Below are 18525 nucleotides of genomic sequence, written 5' to 3' on the forward strand. Positions count from 1 at the left end.
TCGACGACAGAGGTAATCCCGCGACCCTTGGTGGAGACCTTGGTGCTCGGGCCGTCGTAGGCAACGGCTTCATAACGGTCGTGATCAAGGTGTCCGAACACCTTGGAGACCCGGCCCGCGCAACGTTGGTGACGGTCCGGAGGACCGTGCGCAGAGATGCCGATCCTGGTTCGGCTTCGGTTCTGCGCATGCGCAGGGCCGGGTCGAGGCGTTGCGCATGCGCAGAGGCCGGGGATTGCGCATGCGCAGACGAACGCCTGTGCGCATGGGCATCGCGGGGGCGCCGCGCATCCGTCAGATGATCTTGCGCAGGGTTGGGTCCGGCGATCGGTCCGCGCTCCGTGGGGGACGGCCCGCTCACGTGGCTGCCCGGCATGGCGGCTGGCGGTGCTGCGCGGCTGCGGCACTCGCGCCGGGGCAGGCCGGGCCTGTGGGCGGCGGTCACCAAGGTCTGTGCACGTGTGCGCTGGGGCGGCTTCCAAGGTGGGCGGGCGCGGGCTGCGGGAGACCACCAACGTTCGCCGGTCGGGCGCGGGGCGGCCACCAAGGTTGGCGGGCTCCCACCCGGGGCGGCCACCAAGGTTTCGGGTGCTGCTGGCACCCGGTCTCCAAGGTTTTCCGGATGGCCAGGCGACTGGTCTCCAAGGTTGGCGCCGATGGGTGCCGTGGCGTCACCAAGGTATCCGCGCTGGTCTCCAAGGAATCCTTGGAAGTCATAAAACCGCAGTTCAATGCATTGGTGGGGGCCGTTGCGGAGGTGTTATCCCAGAGCCTCCGATCACCAAGGTTTCCACCAAGGGTCGAGGGCTTTCCTCAGTCATCAGCTGATCCGCTGACGACCAAGGAGCCCTTTCGTGAGTCCTCTCTCCACCCGGCGCGACCGAGCGCCGGCCCCGTCTCTGATCGCCGACGGAGGTGAACTTCGCCGGGCCCGGGTGCGGACGGCCGTCCTTCGTACTGGCGCCCTGGTCGCGCTGGCGGCTGGCCCGCTCGCCTTCGCGGTGGCCCTTCTGGGTGTCCAGAGCACGGCCGCCACACCCGTCTCCTCGCCCGCCGCCCCCTCGGCGATCGCACCGCCGACCGGGTACGCCGAGGCCTTCGTCGACCTGTGGTTGCGCAGCTCGTCGGCCGACACCACTTCCAATGCGCTGCGCATGATGGCGCCCGGTGTGAGCCTGCCGCAGCCGAAGAGCGCTGCGCGCTTGACGGTCCAGAAGTCCATCGCCGTGCGCAGCCAGCCGATGGGCGGGCGTACCTGGCAGGTGACGGTGGCGGCCACCGTCGTCGTCCCGCCGGGCGATGCGCAGAGCGGCCAGCCGGGCGCGGGTGCTGCGCAGAGTTCTGCGCAGCCGTCTGCGCAGAACTCTGCGCAGGGCCGCGGCGCCCAGGCCGGATCGGTCGAGGTCCGCTACTACGCGGTCCAGGTGTCGATGACCCGCGCAGCCGGGTCGGGCGGTGCTCCGGACGCGCTCGTGGTGTCGGCGGCCCCGGCTCAGGTGGCGCCGCCCGCCACGATCGCGGATCCGGATCCGGCAGTGCCGGTGTACGGCTCGCAGGTCGGTGACGGGCCCTTGAAGGAGACGATCTCCGGCTACCTGAGCGCCTACCTGACCGGCGTGGGGGACAGCTCCCGCTATGTCTCGCCCGGGGTGAAGATCCCCGCGCCCGCGGCGACCTACACCCAGATCACCCTCAAGGCCCTGTCGACGACGTCCGCCGTGCCGTCCTCACCCGCGGACGGCACGGTCCTCCAGGTGCAGGCCGTGGTCCAGGCATCCGACGCCACGGGCGAGTGGCCGCTGTCCTACCCCCTGGCCCTGACCGCCCGGGCCGGGCGCTGGGAGATCACCGCACTGGCCCCCACCTCCTCCCTCCTTCCCGGCGCGAGCACCAAGCCGTCGCCGGCACCTTCCGACCTGAACGGGGTACGGCGATGACGCAGCTGGCTGGACCGCTCCAGAACTTCGGCAACTCCTGGGCAGGAACGCTCATGGGCTGGGTGGCGAGCGGCCTCATGATCGGCCTGACGGCGATCGTCATCGTCCACGCCGTCAGGAAGATGAGCATCAAGTCGGCGATCGGCGGGGCCATCGGCCTGGTGATCGTCTGGAGCCTCTTCGCGAACCGGCTCTCCTTCTCCGACCTGTTCCGCAGCGAGGTCAGCGAGAACAAGACGCCGGCCACCGCGCCATACCAGGGCGCGGGCCAGCTCTCCCGTGAGCTCCCGACCGGTGTCTTCACCGGGCAGCTGGGCACAGCGGCGTGAGCAGCGCCGCGCGTCCCCGGATCGGCCGCTCGTACACCAAGGCCAGAAGGCATCCCTGGGTTCTGGGCAAGATCGGCGACTGGCGCATCCCGATGGGTCCGTACACGCCCCCGCAGCTCGTGGTGGCCGCCCTCGGAGCGTACGTCCTGGTCAAGACGGCGACCTGGTGGGCGCCGTTGCTCGGCCCGCTGCCGGTGCTGGCGTGGGCGGTGGCGATCTGGGCCGCGCGGCACTCACGGATCGCCGGCCGGAGCCCGTTCCTGGTGGTCGCCGACGCCGTGTCGCTGGCCGTCTCACCCCGAGCGGGCCAGATCGGCGGCCAGGCGGTGCGCCCGGTGCGGCCTGTCCTCCTCACCGGCTCCACCTTCACCTTCGAGAACGCCGTCGATGACCTGGCCCCGGCCGCCGAAGCGGCCACTGTCCAGGCCGCAGTCCAGGCCGCGGTCCACCGGGACGTGGAGCCGGTTCGAACCCTCAGCTTCTTCGAGCCGCGTGAGCCCGCACCGGCGCCGCACCCGATCGCTCCGGCCGCCACGGCGCCGGCTCTCACCCCGCTCCAGCAGATGCTCGCCGCCGCCGCGGCCATCAACGCCGCCCAGAAGGGAGACCCACGATGAGGGTCGCAGCTTTCCGTCACATCTCCGGCCACCTGCTGTGGTCCACCGCCGGGCCGGTCTGGGCGGTATGGCGCGTAACCCCCATCGGTTCCCGCTACGCCTCCGAGCTGGAGCGCCAGGAGGTCCTGCGCCGGGTCACCAGCCTGGTGCGCTCCCTGTCCGGCAACGCCCGCCTGTACAGCCTGTGCGCCCGGGTCGAGCCCAGCGAGGTCTTCGACCAGGTCGCCGCCGACATCGACCTGGACGCCAATCCCGGCACCCGCGAGAGCGCGATCGCCGCCGCCGAGATGGTGCAGGACTACGCGATGCACCGGCGCACCCTGTGGCTGGCCCTGCCGCTCCAGGCGCCCGGCCGGGCCGCCCAGCTCACCCAGGCCGGCGGCTCACTGTGGGCGACCCTCGGCGAGCAGGTCGGCCTGCCCGTCGCCCCCGTCCCGATCAGCGAGGTGCGGCTATATAGGGGAGTGGCCCGGCAGATCGAGGCCGGCTTCGGCGGCGGACTGCAGCTGCGCCCGGCCCGTCCGGCCGAGATCGTCTGGATCCAGCAGCACGCCGTCCACCGCGGCCAGGTAGAACCGCTGCTGACGGAGGCCGAGCGCAGCACCCGCTTTGAGGGGAAGGTCGTCGGCGCCCAGCTGCGCAGCCCCGGCTACGCGAGCCTGAGCCAGGCGCGACTGCTGGAAGGTGGGCAGGCACCGGGCGCCCGCACTGAGTCTGAAGGGGGAATGCGCAACTGGTTCTCCTCCCGGTTCGACGGCGGGGCGCTCTCGAAGCTCTGGCTGCAGGTGGAGACCCCCGAGGGCGTCGGCTACCAGGCGCACCTGGCCCTGGAAGAGATTCCGGAGGCCGTCGCGGAGGGCTCCGCCGACATCCTGGCGCAGCTGGAACTGCTGCCCTACCCGGTGGATGCCGTGGTCGACCTGACCCTGGTGGACTCCGCGAAGGCCAAGCGGATGATCGCGAAGAAAAAGGCAGAACTCAGCGACCAGGCGGACCAGTGGGCTGCCCACCCGACCGGCACGCCGGACTCGCTGCACGGCGCCGCCGAGATCCTGGGCGAGCAGGAGGCCAGGCTGGGGCGCACCAGTGTGGAGCTGGAGGTCCAGTCCCGCACCGTGCTGACGGTGTGGGGACCCAGCGCGCAGGAGTGCGACGACTGGGCGCGGGATCTGAAAGCCCGGCTCGGCGGCGCGGACTACCGGGCGATCCGGCCGCGCGGTGGCCAGTTGCGGATGTTCCAGTTCGGGCTTCCCGGCGCGGGTCCGGCGCTGCGGGCGCGGGAGTGCACGCAGTTCCAGCTGTCGGAGGACTGGGCGATGACCGGGCCGCTGACGGTAGGTGAGGTCGGCGACGACGCCGGACCGATGCTTGGCCGGTCGCTGGACTGCGGCACGTTCCGGCCGGTGTTCCTGGACCTGGCGTCCGCGCCGGCGAGCAACATCGCCGCCTCCCTCGCGGTCCTCGGAGACCTGGGCAGCGGGAAGTCCGTACTGTTGAAGATGATCATGGCTGCCCTGGTCGACCGCGGGCACCGGGCGATCGTCATCGACCGGACCAACCACCGTGAGTACGCCTCCTTCGCCCGCTCGGCCGCGCCGGGACGCCACCAGGTCATCGACGCCGCCGACGCGACGATCAGCATCGACCCGCTGCGGGTGCTCCCCGCCGCGCAGGGCGAGGCCGCCGCGCTCAGCTACCTGCTGCTGCAGACCCAGATGGAGGCCATGTCGCCGGGCGGAGCGGTGCTGAGCCGGGCGGTCAAGGCGGCCGCCGCCGCGCGGAACCCGCACATGGGCCTGGTCCTCCAGGAGCTGCAGGCGATCGCCACCGAAGGCGGCAACCGAGGCGAGGCCGCGGCCGACGCCCTTGACCTGCTCAGCACGGTGGCAGACGCGCGTCTGGCCCGCATGGTGTTCGACCCTTCGCTGCCCGCTCTGAGCATGTCGGCCCTGACCGCCGACCTGGTCGTCTTCACCACCAACGGCCTCACCCTTCCTCCGAAGGAAGCGCTGGGCCGGCCGGAGGTGCTGCGCACCCAGCCGCTGGAGTCGCTGATCGGCCGGGCGGTGCTCTATCTGATCGCCGCGATCAGCCGCCACATTGCGTTCTCCGACCTGCACCGGTTCGCTGCCGTGATCTTCGACGAGGTGTACTGGCTGACCTCCAGCGCCGAGGGCAGCGCACTGATCAGCGAGTTGGCGCACGACGGCAGGAAGCACAACGCGGGCTGGTGCGCCGGGGGCCACGACGCGCTCGACCTGGGCGACGAGACCATCCGGGGCCTGATCGTGCAGCGGGTGCTGGCCCGTACCGGCGACGAGGCGATGGCCCGGCGTGGTCTGGAGTTCCTGGGCCTGCCCGACGACGACGAGTCCCTGATCCAGCTGGTCAAGGCCGAGCTGTCGCCGCGCGGCCACGCGAACCGGGCGGGGGAGATGCTCCTGCGCGACACCCGCGGCCGGATCGGTCTGGTCAAGGTCCTGGTCCCGGAGAACCTGCCGAAGTACAGCGCCATCTACACCACCCCCGTCAGCAAGCGCCCGGCCGCCGGCCGCGGCGCGCAGGAGCCCCGGAAGGTGGCCGTGCGATGACGATCCGTCCGATTCCCAAGGTGGTGGCCCGGGTTGCCGGGCTGGTCGTGCCGCGGGCCCGGCGGGCGGGCGCGGCCTGGCGAAGCGTTCGTGCGGTCGCGGCCCTCTACTGGCCGGGCCGGCGCACCGTGCTGATGACCCTGGGGATGACCTACCTGTTCCTGGTCGCCGGTACCGAGTCGGCGTTCGCCGCAGACGGCGAGCGCGGCGGCGTGCTGGCGCCTCTGAACGTCTTGAGCTCCGAGGGCGTCCCGCTGGACAACTACGACCTCAAGTCGGAGAACGGCGGCACGACCGACATCCGCAGCCACGTGTGCAACCTTCTGCTGGGTGCCGGGTTCGCGCTGGTGCGGATGCTGGTCGGCTTCATGTGCTGGGTCGTGGGGTGGATCTGGAACTTCCCGATCGTCAGCACGCTGATCAGCACCGCCAACCACCTCCACTACGAGTTCTTCCAGATCATGGCCAACGATCTGAGCCTCTACGGCCTGTTCCTCGCCGCCGGGGTGGCGTTCGGCGGCCTGCTGATGATGCGCGGCAAGGTGGGGCGCGGCGCCGGCGAGATGCTGATCACCCTGATGCTGTCGGCACTGGTGCTGATGCCCGCGCTGACTCCCCGCTCGGTGCTCGGCGAGCAGGGTCCGGTCGTCCAGGCGCAGCAGGCGGCGCACCAGGCCGGGGAGCTCGCCGCCGGGGTCAACGGTCCGGATCCGGGCTGCACCTCCGACAAGGACAAGAACGACCCGTCGTGCCCGCTGCGGATGATGCTGACGCGCACCCTCGTGGTGCAGCCATATCAGCTTCTGCAGTACGGGATCATCCCGAACCCGGACTCCACGAATCAGCGGGAGAAGGAGCTCGCGGACGTCCACTACCGGTGGATCCACGGCGAGATCAAGGCCAAGGACTCATCCGACTGCGGGATCAGCTGGCTTCCGGGCAGCGACGTGGCCTGCCCGAAGACGTCGTCGTGGGACGAGCTGAAGGTCGAGCTGAAGCGCCATGGCGACGAGGGCAACGCGGCCTACAACTTCGCGGTGAACTCGAACTGGGACCGGGTGGGCGGCGTCGCGCTCGTGCTGTTGGCGGTCCTGCTGATCGCGATCGTGGTGGTCGGCATGGCGCTGGTGCACATCGGCTGCCAGTTCGCGGACGTGATCGCCGCGTCGCTGACCGCGCCGGCCGGGATCTGGGCGATGCTGCCCGGTGGCAACCGGGCCGCCTTGTGGAAGTGGTTGGGCATCTTCCTGACCAGCGTGGTCACCGAGCTCGCGGTGTCGGTGATGCTGCCGCTGTTCGCTCTTGGGGCGAACGGCATCCTGACCAGTCCCCAGAACACGGTCATGATCCAGCGTCTGCTGATCCTGGACGGCTTCGCGGTGGTGCTCCTGGTCTTTCACCGCCGGGTGTTCGCTGCGGCCGGGCAGCTGGGTGACCGGTTCGCTAACCGCATGCGGTTCGCTCGTATCGGCGGCACGTTGTTCATGGGCGAGAACACCGGTCTGGGCCTGGCCATGTCGCAGGCGCTGGGGAACCTGGGGCAGGGCGGGTCGGGCGGCGGCTACGGCGGGCTGCGCGGCGGGCTCGGAGGCGGGATGGGCGGAGGCATTGGCGGGCACTCCGCGCTGCTGCGCAAGGCGCGGATCGCCGAGGGTCTGTCCGCGCTCGCGGACCCGGGGCTCGGAAAGATGAACGCCGCCGGGATGGCGGCCGGGGCGTACGGGGAGTTCCGGCGCGGCATGTCCATGCTGTCCCTGCCTGTGCGGGCGGCCCACCAGCTCGCGGCCGGCAACCCGTTGCCGTCGCACAAGCTGGCCCGCCGGCTCAAGCCGGTCGGCACGGTGGGCCCCTTCGGTGGCCCCTTGCCGCCGCAGGGCGGGCTGGGCGGCCCGCACGGTCCTGGCGGTGCAGGTGGTCCCGGCCCTGGCGGCCGTCCCGGTGGACCCGGCGGTCAGCCGAATCAGCCCGGTCCGACCACCACTGCTGCCGGGCGCCGCGTGCTGATGCCGCGCGGCGGTGTGACCCCGCTCGGGCACGCCGTGCACAACCGCTTGTTGAACACACGGGCCGGGCGCCTGGCGCTGCTCGCGGGCAAGGCTGGCAAGGTCAGTTGGAACGTGACCGGCGGGGCTCCGGCCACGCTGACGCGGCTCAACCGTGCCGGGGGCGTCCTGCGGGACCACGCCGGGGTGCAGTGGCGGCACTACTCCAATGTCGGCAAGTCGTGGTGGGCGGACGAGAAGGCCGGGGCCCGCAAGGTGGGTCAGACGGCGAAGGGTGCCGTCAACACCGTCGCCGGCGCTGCCCGGCACCAGTACCTGCAGGCGGCGGTCATGGGCAACACACACGTGGCGCCGCTGATCAACGGCATGCGCAACGCGTACGAGTCCGCCCGCGACAACGCCGCCGCCGGTTACGACCTGGCCGTCGGCGACCCGTTCCAGGAGCCGAGCGGCCGGGCCGGCCACCACAACCCGGCCGACCACGGCCAGGTCTGGGAGCACGCCCGGGACCGCGGAGGGGAGTACCCGTTCTTCGAGGCCGAGCCGAGCGGAGCGGTCCTGCAGGGGGAGGTTGCAGGGCCCGCCGGTCAGGTCGTGCCCGTGGGCCAGGCGGACAGCGGTCCGGCCGAATTCGGGGCCGCACTGGGCCCGGACTTCGTGCCGTCGCCGGAGCCGATCGCCGCGATGGAGGACGAGCCGGGGAACTTCGTCAACCTCCAGACGGGCGAGGTCTTCTCCGCCCCCGTGGTGCCGTCCGGTCCTGCTCCGGCGCCGCCCGCTCCGTCCGGGCCCGCTTCGGCGCCGTCCGCGCAGGCTGTGGAGGCGCAGGCGGTGACGTCGGCGGATCCGGCGATGGACCCCTCCGTGTTGCGGCGGGTCAGTCCGCGGCTGCTCGGGGCTACGGACCCGGCGCGCGGCTCGCTGGAGGCGTGGCGGATGCGCGCTCACCTCGACCACCGGGGCCCGACGGTCGAGGCGGCCGGCGGAGAGCCGGTCGAGGGCTCAGCCGACGGGCCGAGCGGGAGGCCGGAGCTGTGAAGGTGATGAAGCACATTCGGCGGATGGGCTGCCTGGGCGTGCTGCTGGTGCTCGCGATCGTCTCGTTGCCGGTCATCAGCATGATCGACAGCGCGGATCCGGGCAGCACCGCACCGGTGGGGACGGTCAGCGACATCCCCGGCCGGATGGTGCAGGCCTATGTGCGGGCGGCATCGGCGATGCCGCAGATGGTCCCGGGGTGCAAGGGCCTGGCGTGGCAGCTGCTGGCGGGCATCGGGAAGGTCGAGTCGAACCAAGCGGCAGGCCACCAGATCGACCCCGCAGGCCTGATCACCCCGCCGATCATCGGCCCGCTGCTCAACGGCTCCGGAGCCGGAGGCAACACGAGCGCGATCCGGGACACCGATGGGGGGAAGTGGGACGGCAACAGCGAGTACGACGCCGCGGTCGGCCCGATGCAGTTCCTCCCGTCCACGTTCGCGGGGTACTCCGCGCGGGTCCGGCCGGACGGTACGGGGAGTCCGAACAATGCCGACGACGAGTCGCTGGCCGCCGCGCTGTACCTGTGCGGCAACGGCCGGGACCTGACCGACACCGCGCAGTTGCGGAGGGCGGTGTACAGCTACAACGCCTCGAACGCCTACGTCGACGAGGTGCTGCGCTGGAGGGACCAGTACGCGGCGCTCGGCTCGCAGGAGCCGATCGGTGACGTCTCCGAACAGGTGCGGACGGTGATCGAGGCGGCCCGCAGCCAGATCGGCGTGCCGTACTCGTGGGGCGGCGGGGACGCCAGCGGGCCGACGTACGGCGTTTGCTGCACGCAGGGCGGCCAAGATGGCCGGCTGGTGAAGGGGTTCGACTGCTCCGGCTTGATGGTCTTCGTGTTCGCGAAGGTCGGCGTCAGCCTGCCCCGGCTCGCGGCCGACCAGGCGGGCGTTGGCCAGCGCATCCCGGCATCGGCCGGCGTCAGCGCCTTGAAGCCCGGCGACATGGTCTTTTTCGGCAATAGCACCGGGATCTATCACGTCGGTCTCTACATAGGCGGCGGGCAAATGCTAAATGCGCCGAAACCAGGCGATTCGGTCAAGCAGGCTGCGGTCTGGAGTTACGACTACGCGGGCGGCGCCCGCCCCTTGAAATAGAGGAAATTATCCCAAATGACTACAAAGCGTACATTCCTGCTTCCTGTTACCGGTGCCGCCGTCCTGCTGGCGGCCGGCCTCGCGATGGCCGTCCCCGGCAGCAGCCACCTCGGCGCCGCCACCTCCCCGACGCCCACCCCCGCCGCCCCGGCAGCTCCTCCCCCGGCCACCGCCCAGACCCCGGTCACCGCCGCCCCCTCCCCGTCCTCCGCCACCGGCACCCCGTCGCCGAGCACCGGGACGTCCTCCTCTCCTGCGGCCGCGATGCCCTCCGGCGTCGCGGCCGCCGGGGACGGGCCCCAGGGCGACGCCGCGATCCAGGCCGCCCTGACCGCGCGGCACCCCAGCGACCTCCCGGACGAAACCGCCGACCAACTGGCCGCGCTCGCGCGCGCCGTCTGGACCGCCGAGACCACTGGCGCCGGCCGCGACCGTTTGCCGGGCTACTTCCCGCCCGTCCAGGGCGCGGGCGGCCACCCGTACCTCTACACCGGGGTCCGCGTGCAGGCCGCGATCGCCCACACCGTCAAGGGCAGCCCGGACCGCGCCGCGGTCGACCTGCTGTGGGTCGGGACCTCCCCCACCGGCGACTACGGCGACCACCGGCCCGCCACCGTCGTCTTCACCCGCCTCAACAACACCTGGGAGCCCCAGCGATGAGCACCACCGCCGACCCGTCCATGCCGCAGACCCTGGTGGACCTCGCCATCACCGCCTGGTCCTGGGCGACCGCGGCCGGCGGCTGGCTGTCCGACAACGGCGACCTGGTGCTGATGGCCGCCGTCCCGCCGGCCATCGCCGCCTTCGTGGTCCGCTACCGGATCCTGATGATGACCCTGGCCGACCGGCAGCGCTTCATCCTCACTCCCACCCGCCGGTTCGACCCGACCCCCGAGGACATCTGGCGCCAGACGGCGGTCGTGCTGCGCGCGGCCGGCAAGGGCCCGTGGTGGGCACCCCGGGCGGCGAAGCGGGTACGGGTGCGGCTGCGAGCCGACGGCAGCACACCGCTGGAGTACAGCCTGGAAGCGCACACCGATGCCGCCACCCTGCTGCGCGACAGCCGCTACCGCGAGGTCAGCGTGGCCGAGGCACCGGCCGCCGCCGACGCCTACGCCGTGCAGATCCTGCGCGAGCGTGCCGAGAAGAAGGCGGAGAAGAAGGCGGGGCGCAAGGCCGTGAAGAAGACGAAACAGGCGAAGGGCCCGGCCGGGAGGGAGAAGAAGCCCGAGCGCCTGCACGCGGTGCGCGCCGAGTTCGTGCTCCGCGGCCGCCCCTCGGCGGGGCTGCGTGAGGTCCCGCTTGAGCCTGACCCGCTCCAGCCGTTCATCGACGCCGTCACCGACATCCGCACGGAGCTGGGCGAGGTGGCGGAGGTCGTCCTCGACCTCCAGTCGGTGCCCGGCTGGCAGGTGAAGCTCCGTCAGTGGCAGCTCCTGCACGAGGACCGCGAGCGGGAGCGTACCCGGGCCCGCAAGGCCGCCGGGCAGGCCGCCGCCGACGCAGCCGACGTCCAGGAGTCCTGGCGGTTCCAGCTGGCGACCCTGTTCGAGCCGTCGTCGCCGCGCAGGGCGCCGATGGCACCCACCCCGCGCATCCAGCCGCTCAGCCCCGACAAGGCGCTGGGGCGCCTCGCCAGCTCCCGTGGCCTGGTGCGGATCCAGGTCCTGGTGCGCTGCACCTCCACCATGGAGGGCCGCGCCCGCCAGCTGCTCGGCCAGCTGACCGCCGCCATGGACACGTTCGCCGAGGGCAGCCGACTCTCCCCGGACGCCGGCCGGTTCCTGTGGATGACCTGGTCCGCGGACAGCCGACACCGGCGCGAGGCTTTCGACCGGCGCTGGACGACCGGCCAGGTCGCCCCCCGCAAGCAGAACTGGGTGAACGTCTCCGAGCTGCAGGGACTGCTCAAGCCCCCGACCGCGCACAGCGTCCTGCCGGTGCTCGCCTCCGAGCTGCCGGACTACGTGCCCGGCGAGGCCCTGGTACCGCAGGGGTACCTGACGTACTCCGACGGCCGGCGGCGCCTCATCGCCACGCAGGCCGCCGAGTTCCTGTTCTCGATCAAGGTCGGCAAGTCCTTCTACGGCAAGACCGAGTTCGCACTCGTCCAGGCGATCGCCCTGGCGCTCGCGGGCGAAGGGGTGCTGTTCGTCGATCCGCACGGCGACACCTGGAAGTCGGTGGCGCCCTACCTGGCCCATCCGGCCCTGGCCTCTTTGGTCTGCCGGATCGACCTGGCCCGGGCCGAAGACCCCGGGGCGGTCATCCCCGGCTGGAACATGATCGGGATGGACCGCGGCCAGAACCCGGCCCGGACCGTGACGGCCGCCGTCGATGCCCTGGCCACGGCACTGGGCTGGAGCGACTCCACCCACCCCCGGGCGGCCACCATCCTCACCAAGGCGATCGAGGCCCTGGTCGCCTACAATATGACCGCCGTCGACGCCGGCCGTGCGGACGCGCAGGCAACCCTGCTGCAGGTACGCGCCCTGCTGACCGACAAAGCCGCCCAGCGCCCGATCCTCGACCTCCTGTCCGCCGACCAGCGGCGCTGGTGGGAGACGACGTTCGCCACCTACCCGCCGGACGTCCTGGCGCCGGTCACCAACCCCCTGGACCGGCTGTCCGCGAACCCGGTCACCCGCGCCTTCCTGGGCAACCCGACCGGCGCGTACGACATCCGCAAGGCCATGGACGAAGGCAAGATCGTGTGGCTGTGCCTGGAGGGCACCGGCCCGAGCGACCGCCTGCTGATCTCCATGATCATGCAGGACCTTCTGCGGGACGGCCTCTCGCGCCGCGACACCGCCGAGGACGCCCGCCGGCCCTTCCACGTCTTCGCTGACGAACTCATCTCGCTCGATCCGGCCGGCGGTCCGACCTTCGCGAGCATCACCGAGCAGCTCCGCAAGTTCAAGGTCAGGCTCCACGTCATGGTGCAGCACCTGAACCGGGTGCAGCCCACTACCCGCGAAAGCTTGCTGCAGAACGCCTCCGTGGTGAGCACGACCGCCGGCGCCATGGCCGCGATCCGGGTGGTCACCGACGAGTGGCACGGCGCGGTCGACCCCGCCGCGGTCGCCGAGCTGAGCCGCTTCCAGCACTACGTGCAGGTCACCGCCAACGGCGCTCCGGTGGGTCCGCTGCGCGTCGAGGGTCCCCAGGTGAAGGAGGTCTTCAAGGCGTACCACAGCCCCAAGCTGGTCGGCCGGATGACGACCTCGGCGAACCGGGCGGTGCGGGCCGAGCCGACGGAGGAGCGGCTGCGCCGCGCGCGGGAACAGGACGCGGTGGTGCTCGCCTTCCTCAGTACCGAGAACGGGGGTGAGGCCCCGCCGCAGGACGGTCAGGGCGTTCCCCAGCAGCCGGGCGGTGGTTCGGCCGTGGACGTGGTGAAGGCGGATCCAGCCCGGCAGCGGCGGGGGCCGGGGCGGCCCGCCGCTGCGGCCAAACCGGTGAACCGTGCGGAGTAGGGGCCAAGATTCCACAAATTACGACAGCTTGCCCTGTTTCGCGAGCATGGAATGACTTTGCGGACTTTGTGTGCTTTTGTCGACTGAATATGCCAAAAGCACTCACGCTGCGTCGGAAATCTTGTGTATTTCTGGCTCAAAGTTTCGTATCGTGACGGGGCGGAAGCTGTGTGACACGACGGCACTGGAGTGATTCGGTCATACCTGCACATAACCCGACGTGATCACTTCCTGAGCCATGTCTGAGCTGGGGTAACGCGGTGGCCATTGTCGAGTTAGGCAGAGGGCGCGGATCCGATGGGCAGACCATTCACCGGGTCAGCCCCATCGGTCTCGCGTCAGCCGACCCCGACTGCCGGGCGGTCTTGGAAATCCAGACCGACCAGCCGGTCAGTTCTTGCCATTTTCAAGCACGCGTGGGGATTAGACAATCGTGAGTCAAGACATTTCGGCCAAGCCGGCAACTGTCCCCGGCACGCCTGCGCAGCGAACACCTCTCGGTCCTCCGCAGGGCCCCGCCGGTAGCCGGCTTCCGGGCGTGGTGCGCGAGCGCCGGCCGGGTTTGGCGGTCCTCGCCGCCCTGCTGGTTCTCGCGGGCGGCCTCGGGGCAACGGTTCTCGTCCAGAAGGCCGGCGAGAAGGTCTCCGCCGTGAAGGTCACCGAGCGCATCGCGCCCGGGCAGCACATCCCGACCACAGCGATCGAGGAGATCCAGATCGCCGCGGACACCCCGGTCAACTTCGTGCGCTGGGACCAGCTGTCGCAGCTCGACCGGTACTTCACCGCGTCCGAGGTCGCCAAGGGCACCCTGCTCACCGGCGACATGCTGACCCAGAAGTCCGGCGTCTCCACCGACCAGGCCGTGGTCGGCCTGGCCCTGAAGGCGGGGCAGTTCCCGCCGGGCCTGCGTGACGGCGACAAGGTCCGGGTGATGTGGGTCGGCCGGGACGCCGCGAAGCTGCCGACCGGCACCGCCACCACCGGCTCCCCCGCCTCGGGCGCCGAGCTCGCCTCGGGCACCGTGCGGCAGGTCTTCAAGAGCGACAACGCCGCCAGCACCAGCTTGTCGCTGTCGGTCCTGGTGCCCGGCGACAAGGCCGGTCCCATCGCCCAGGCATCCTCCGCAGGCGAGGTCGCCCTCGTGCTGCTCTCCGCCAGCCCCCAGTAGGAGGAGGACACCCATGGCCCTGATCGCCATCGCGTCCCCCAAGAATGCACCCGGCACCAGCACAACCGCGCTCGCCCTGGCCGCCGTCTGGCCGCGCCGAAGCCTGTTCGCCGAAGCCGGGGAGTGGGGAGGCGACCTCGTCTACCGCCGCCCGACGGCGGAGTCCGGGGACACCCTGGACCCCGGCACCGGCATGACCTCGCTCGGGCTCGCCGCCCGGCGCGGCCTCAGCCCGGCCACCGTCTGGGAGCACACCCAGCGCCTCCAAGGCGGGCAGGAAGTCCTGCTCGGTCTGGCCACCGCCGAGCAGGCAACGGCCTGGACCGGCCTGTGGCCGCAGCTCGGCCGGGCCCTCGCCGCCCTGTCGGGGATCGACGTCGTCGCCGACCTCGGCCGCATCGGGCCCAACTCCCCCACCCTGGACCTGCTCCCCGCATCGTCCGTCGTCCTGCTGATCGCCCGCACCGACGCCGAAGACCTCGCCGCGGTCCGCGACCGGGCCGCCGCCGTGACCACGCGCCTGAGCCCCAACGGCACCGGCGGCCCGCCGATCGGCATCGTGCTCGTCGCCCCCCGCAAGGAACAGGTCCCCGCCGCGGGCGGCCTGCGCCAACTGCTGGCCAACGCCCGGATCCCCGCCGAGGTCCTCGGACTGATCGACGAGGACCGCTCAGGCGCCGCCCAGGTCGCCGGCCGCAAGGGCGGCAACGTCGCACGCTCCCACCTGATGCGCTCCACCCGGGTCCTCGCCGCAACCCTCGGCGACCGGTACGGCCTCGGCCACCAGCCCGCCACGCCCGACGCCACGCCCGCCACCGCCGCCCGACAGGAGATCCGCTGATGGACCAGTTGGACCCCCAGCTCGTGCGGGAACTGCACAGCCGCTTCGGCCGCAGGCTCGCGGAGCAGCGCCGTCGCAGGGAGGCCGACCCGTTCAGCAGCGTCATGACGCTGGAGGAGGAGCGGCAGTACGCGCACTCCGTGATCGCCGACGTGATGCAGGACTACCTGCAGGAGGCGATCCAGCAGGGACGGCAGCTGCCGTCTCAGGAGGAGGAGGAGCTGCTGATCCGGGCGGTGCATGCCACCCAGTACGGCGCCGGTGCCCTCCAGCCCCTGCTGGACAACCCTGAGATCGAGAACATCAACATCCAGGGACGCCGGGTCTTCGTCAAGTACGCCGGGGGCAAGAAGGAACAGCTCCCGCCGCTGGTGAGCAACAACGACGAGCTGGTCCAGCTGGTGCAGTCGCTCGCGGCCTACTCGGGTGTCAGTTCCCGTTCCTGGAGCCAGACCGACCCCTTGCTGGACATCCGCATGCCCGGCGGTGAGCGGCTGGCCGCTGTTCACCCCGCGATGACCGGCAACCGGGAACCCGCGCTCAGCATCCGCCGCTCCAGCCTCGGGAAGGTGTTCCTCCACGAGCTCCAGGCCAACGGCACCGTGACCAGCGAGGCCGCCCAGTTCCTGCGCGCGGCGGTCAAGGCCCGGAAGAACATCGTCGTCGCCGGCGCCACCGACGCGGGCAAGACCACCCTGCTGCGGGCGCTGGCGAACGAGATCCCTCCGGAGGAGCGGATCATCACCATCGAGCGCTCGCTCGAACTGGGCCTGGATGAGTACGAGGACCTCCATCCCGACATCCTTGTGCTGGAGGAGCGGCTGGCCAACACCGAGGGCGAGGGTGCCATCTCGCAGGGCCTGCTGCTGGAGCGCTCACTGCGCCACGACGCCGACCGGGTGATCGTCGGCGAGGTGCTGGGCGGCGAGGCCATCCAGATGCTGAAGGCCATGAGCCAGGGCACCGACGGGTCGCTCTCGACGATCCACGCCAACAGCAGCGCCGAGGTGTTCAAGCGCATCGCCACCTACGCCTTGGAGGCCAAGGAGCGCCTGCCGATCGAGGCGACCCACATGCTGATGGAGACGGCGCTGAACTTCGTGGTCTTCATCAAGAAGGTCCGCGACCCCTATACCGGTGAGAAGCAGCGGCGGGTCGCCTCCATCCGGGAGGTGAACGGCTCGACCGACGGTCGGGTCTCCTCCAGCGAGGTCTTCAAGCTCGCCCCGAACAACGGCCCGTTGATGGCCGCCGCCCCGATCACCTGCCTCGACGACCTCGCCGAGTTCGGCTACATCCCCGGGGAGCAGTGGCTGTGAACATCGGCGTCTTCTCCCCACTGATGCTGGCGGGTCTGGGCTGCGGCCTGCTCGCAGGCGGCGGGCTGGCCCTGCTGATCGCCTCCATCGTCGGCATGCCTCGCCGCCCCGCGTCGGGCCCCAGCCGCCTGGAGCAGCTGTCGGCCTTCGCGCGCCGGCGCGGCGCGGCGGCCGGTGCGGCAGCCGTTGTGACGCTCGTCCTCACCCGGTGGCCGGTGGCCGCCGTGGGGGCCGCTCTCATCGTGGCGTTCAGCGGGAAGCTGTTCGGCGGTGCCCGGGCGGAGCGCCAGGGTGTGGAACAGATGGAGGCCCTCGCCGGGTGGATCGAGTCGCTGCGCGACACGATGGCCGGCGCGGTCGGCCTGGAGCAGGCCATCCAGTCGAGCACCGAGGCAGCCGCAGTCGGCTTGAAGCCCCACCTGAACATGCTGGTGGACCTGCTGCGCGCCAAGCGGCCCATGGCGCAGGCGCTGGACGCGTTCGCCGAGAGCCTGGGCGACGGGAGCGCCGACATGGTCATCATCGCTCTCAAGGACAACGCCCGGCAGCGCGGCCCCGGCTTCCGCGACGTCCTGACCGCGTTGGCGGAGACCGCCCGCGACGAGGCGGACATGCGCCGCAAGGTCTTGGCCGAGCGGGCCGGAACCCGGCGCAGCATCCAGATCGTGACCGGCATCATCATCGTCTTCCCGCTCGGGATGGCCTTGTTCAACCCGGGGTTCGTGGAGCCGTACCGGAGCGTCCAGGGCCAGGCGGTGCTCGCGGTGGTGGCGGTTTTCTTCGGCGGGGCGATGGTCTGGCTGCGCAAGCTGTCGGTACTTCCGCCGCCGGCCCGGCTGCTCGTTCGAGGGGAGACCCGATGATCCTGACCATGCTCACCGGCGCGGCGTTCGGGCTGGGCCTGTACCTGTTGGTGCGGGCGCTGCTGCCCGGCCGTCCCCGCGCGGCGGCCGTGGTGGCGCGGATCGACGCCTTGCGCGCCACCGTCCCCGTCGCGGCTTCGGGCGCGCTGTCGCCTCGGGCGTCGGTGGCGTCCGTGCACGGCCGTCTGACGGCCCTGGCCGGGCCGCGGATGAGCGCGTTCTTCGCCTCGCAGGGCTGGTCCCCGGCGAGCCAGCGGGCCAACCTGGCGCTTCTGGAGCGCAGTACGGACGCGTTCATGGCGCAGAAGCTGCTGTTCTCGGCGGCGGGGCTGGTCGTCGGTCCGCTGCTGGCTGCGGCCCTGTGGCTGCTCGGGGTGACCGACAGTGCGCTGTCGCCGCTGTGGCTGACCTTGGCGGCGGTCCTGGGGTGTTTCTTCCTGCCGGACGCCGAGATCGCGACCGAGGCGGCTAAGGCGCGGCTGGAGTTCCAGCGGATCATCAGCGTCTACCTGACGCTGGTGCACCTGAACCTGGCCGGCGGGTCCGGTGTGCCGGAGGCCTTGAAGATGTCGTCCGAGGCGTCGAACGCTCCGTCGATGCTGCGGATCCGCCGGGCGCTGGACGAGGCGCGGCTGCAGCGTGTGCCGTACTGGGCGGCCCCGGGGCGGCTCGGCGAGGAGGTCGATCTGCCGGACCTGGTGGATCTGACGTCCACATTGAAGCTGGTGGCGGCCGATGGGGCGCGGGTGCGGGACTCGTTGAAGGCGCGTGCCGACACCCTGCGCAAGCGGGAGCTGGCCCGGCTGCACAGCAAGGCCGGGGCAGCCGGCCAGTCGATGACGGTCGCTCAGATGCTGCTCTGCTTCGGCTTCTTGATCTTCCTTGGCTATCCGGCGTACTCCCGCCTGACCACTCTCTGACCATCTGTCACACCTCTGAACCCAGCTCCACCGAACGAGGGGAACCGCAATGTCGAACACCACCGTCACGACCGCCGCTGACAAGAAGCCGACCACCTGGGTCGGCCGCCGCCTGGCCACCGCACAGGGCCGCAGTGCGGACCGGGGCGCCAGCTCCCTGGAGTTCCTGGGGTACATGGTCCTGGGCCTGCTGCTGGTCGTCGCCGTGTCCGTGGGGGTCCTGGCCGCCGTCAACACCAAGACGACGAACACCACCACCTGCATCACCACCTCCGACACCACCCAGGCCGGCGGCTGCAAGTAGCAGCCTCCGCAGCCGG

14 protein-coding genes are annotated in these 18525 nt (G+C 71.3%); all 14 read left to right on the forward strand.

Annotation, left to right across the window (positions count from 1 at the left end; genetic code table 11):
• Positions 1–935 precede the first annotated feature (935 nt).
• The 14 genes from ACIRPK_RS24030 to ACIRPK_RS24095 all read left to right on the forward strand — a co-directional run bounded on the left by ACIRPK_RS24030 (position 936) and on the right by ACIRPK_RS24095 (position 18509).
• Entirely contained in the window at positions 936–1937 is a 1002-nt protein-coding gene (locus ACIRPK_RS24030; protein ID WP_403041413.1) for a hypothetical protein, read from the forward strand.
• Positions 1934–2266, forward strand: a complete 333-nt coding sequence (locus tag ACIRPK_RS24035; protein ID WP_403041415.1) for a hypothetical protein — start codon at positions 1934–1936, stop codon at positions 2264–2266. Before ACIRPK_RS24030 ends, ACIRPK_RS24035 begins: the two co-directional genes overlap by 4 nt.
• Positions 2263–2883 carry a hypothetical protein gene (locus ACIRPK_RS24040; protein ID WP_403041418.1) on the forward strand — a complete coding sequence of 207 codons (621 nt, stop codon included), beginning with the start codon at positions 2263–2265 and terminating at the stop codon, positions 2881–2883. Before ACIRPK_RS24035 ends, ACIRPK_RS24040 begins: the two co-directional genes overlap by 4 nt.
• Positions 2880–5474 (forward strand): ATP-binding protein, encoded by a 2595-nt coding sequence (locus ACIRPK_RS24045; RefSeq protein ID WP_403041420.1) that lies wholly within the window; start codon positions 2880–2882, stop codon positions 5472–5474. Before ACIRPK_RS24040 ends, ACIRPK_RS24045 begins: the two co-directional genes overlap by 4 nt.
• A complete protein-coding gene (locus ACIRPK_RS24050) occupies positions 5471–8515 on the forward strand; it encodes a hypothetical protein (RefSeq protein ID WP_403041422.1) in 3045 nt (1014 codons plus the stop codon). Before ACIRPK_RS24045 ends, ACIRPK_RS24050 begins: the two co-directional genes overlap by 4 nt.
• Positions 8516–8520: 5 nt before the next feature.
• Positions 8521–9618, forward strand: coding sequence for an NlpC/P60 family protein (locus tag ACIRPK_RS24055; RefSeq protein WP_403041511.1), 1098 nt, complete (start codon positions 8521–8523; stop codon positions 9616–9618).
• 15 nt (positions 9619–9633) lie between these two features.
• Positions 9634–10278 (forward strand): hypothetical protein, encoded by a 645-nt coding sequence (locus tag ACIRPK_RS24060; protein WP_403041425.1) that lies wholly within the window; start codon positions 9634–9636, stop codon positions 10276–10278.
• Complete coding sequence (locus tag ACIRPK_RS24065; protein WP_403041427.1) at positions 10275–13094, forward strand: ATP/GTP-binding protein; 2820 nt, start codon at positions 10275–10277, stop codon at positions 13092–13094. Before ACIRPK_RS24060 ends, ACIRPK_RS24065 begins: the two co-directional genes overlap by 4 nt.
• A 538-nt stretch (positions 13095–13632) precedes the next feature.
• The gene (locus ACIRPK_RS24070) at positions 13633–14262 is read left to right on the forward strand and encodes a hypothetical protein (RefSeq protein ID WP_403041429.1); all 630 of its coding nucleotides are present in this window, start codon (positions 13633–13635) and stop codon (positions 14260–14262) included.
• Between the two features lie 13 nt (positions 14263–14275).
• Entirely contained in the window at positions 14276–15103 is an 828-nt protein-coding gene (locus ACIRPK_RS24075) for a hypothetical protein (protein WP_403041432.1), read from the forward strand.
• The gene (locus ACIRPK_RS24080; protein ID WP_403041435.1) at positions 15103–16422 is read left to right on the forward strand and encodes a CpaF family protein; all 1320 of its coding nucleotides are present in this window, start codon (positions 15103–15105) and stop codon (positions 16420–16422) included. The genes ACIRPK_RS24075 and ACIRPK_RS24080 overlap by 1 nt, the downstream gene beginning before the upstream one ends.
• A complete protein-coding gene (locus ACIRPK_RS24085) occupies positions 16413–17285 on the forward strand; it encodes a type II secretion system F family protein (RefSeq protein ID WP_403041437.1) in 873 nt (290 codons plus the stop codon). Before ACIRPK_RS24080 ends, ACIRPK_RS24085 begins: the two co-directional genes overlap by 10 nt.
• On the forward strand, positions 17282–18205 hold the full coding sequence (locus ACIRPK_RS24090; protein ID WP_402878845.1) for a hypothetical protein: 924 nt from the start codon (positions 17282–17284) through the stop codon (positions 18203–18205). The genes ACIRPK_RS24085 and ACIRPK_RS24090 overlap by 4 nt, the downstream gene beginning before the upstream one ends.
• Positions 18206–18254: 49 nt before the next feature.
• A complete protein-coding gene (locus ACIRPK_RS24095; protein WP_403041439.1) occupies positions 18255–18509 on the forward strand; it encodes a hypothetical protein in 255 nt (84 codons plus the stop codon).
• Positions 18510–18525 lie beyond the last annotated feature (16 nt).

Source organism: Kitasatospora sp. NPDC101801 (genome assembly GCF_044766665.1).
Classification (GTDB): Bacteria; Actinomycetota; Actinomycetes; order Streptomycetales; family Streptomycetaceae; genus Kitasatospora.

What these genes read in the sequence shown, in the direction of transcription:
- ACIRPK_RS24055 (WP_403041511.1), top strand. Translation starts at nt 8,521, where the DNA reads ATGAAGCACATTCGGCGGATGGGCTGCCTGGGCGTGCTGCTGGTGCTC.
- ACIRPK_RS24080 (WP_403041435.1), top strand. Translation starts at nt 15,103, where the DNA reads ATGGACCAGTTGGACCCCCAGCTCGTGCGGGAACTGCACAGCCGCTTC.
- ACIRPK_RS24045 (WP_403041420.1), top strand. Translation starts at nt 2,880, where the DNA reads ATGAGGGTCGCAGCTTTCCGTCACATCTCCGGCCACCTGCTGTGGTCC.
- ACIRPK_RS24090 (WP_402878845.1), top strand. Translation starts at nt 17,282, where the DNA reads ATGATCCTGACCATGCTCACCGGCGCGGCGTTCGGGCTGGGCCTGTAC.
- ACIRPK_RS24035 (WP_403041415.1), top strand. Translation starts at nt 1,934, where the DNA reads ATGACGCAGCTGGCTGGACCGCTCCAGAACTTCGGCAACTCCTGGGCA.
- ACIRPK_RS24075 (WP_403041432.1), top strand. Translation starts at nt 14,276, where the DNA reads ATGGCCCTGATCGCCATCGCGTCCCCCAAGAATGCACCCGGCACCAGC.
- ACIRPK_RS24050 (WP_403041422.1), top strand. Translation starts at nt 5,471, where the DNA reads ATGACGATCCGTCCGATTCCCAAGGTGGTGGCCCGGGTTGCCGGGCTG.
- ACIRPK_RS24060 (WP_403041425.1), top strand. Translation starts at nt 9,634, where the DNA reads ATGACTACAAAGCGTACATTCCTGCTTCCTGTTACCGGTGCCGCCGTC.
- ACIRPK_RS24065 (WP_403041427.1), top strand. Translation starts at nt 10,275, where the DNA reads ATGAGCACCACCGCCGACCCGTCCATGCCGCAGACCCTGGTGGACCTC.
- ACIRPK_RS24095 (WP_403041439.1), top strand. Translation starts at nt 18,255, where the DNA reads ATGTCGAACACCACCGTCACGACCGCCGCTGACAAGAAGCCGACCACC.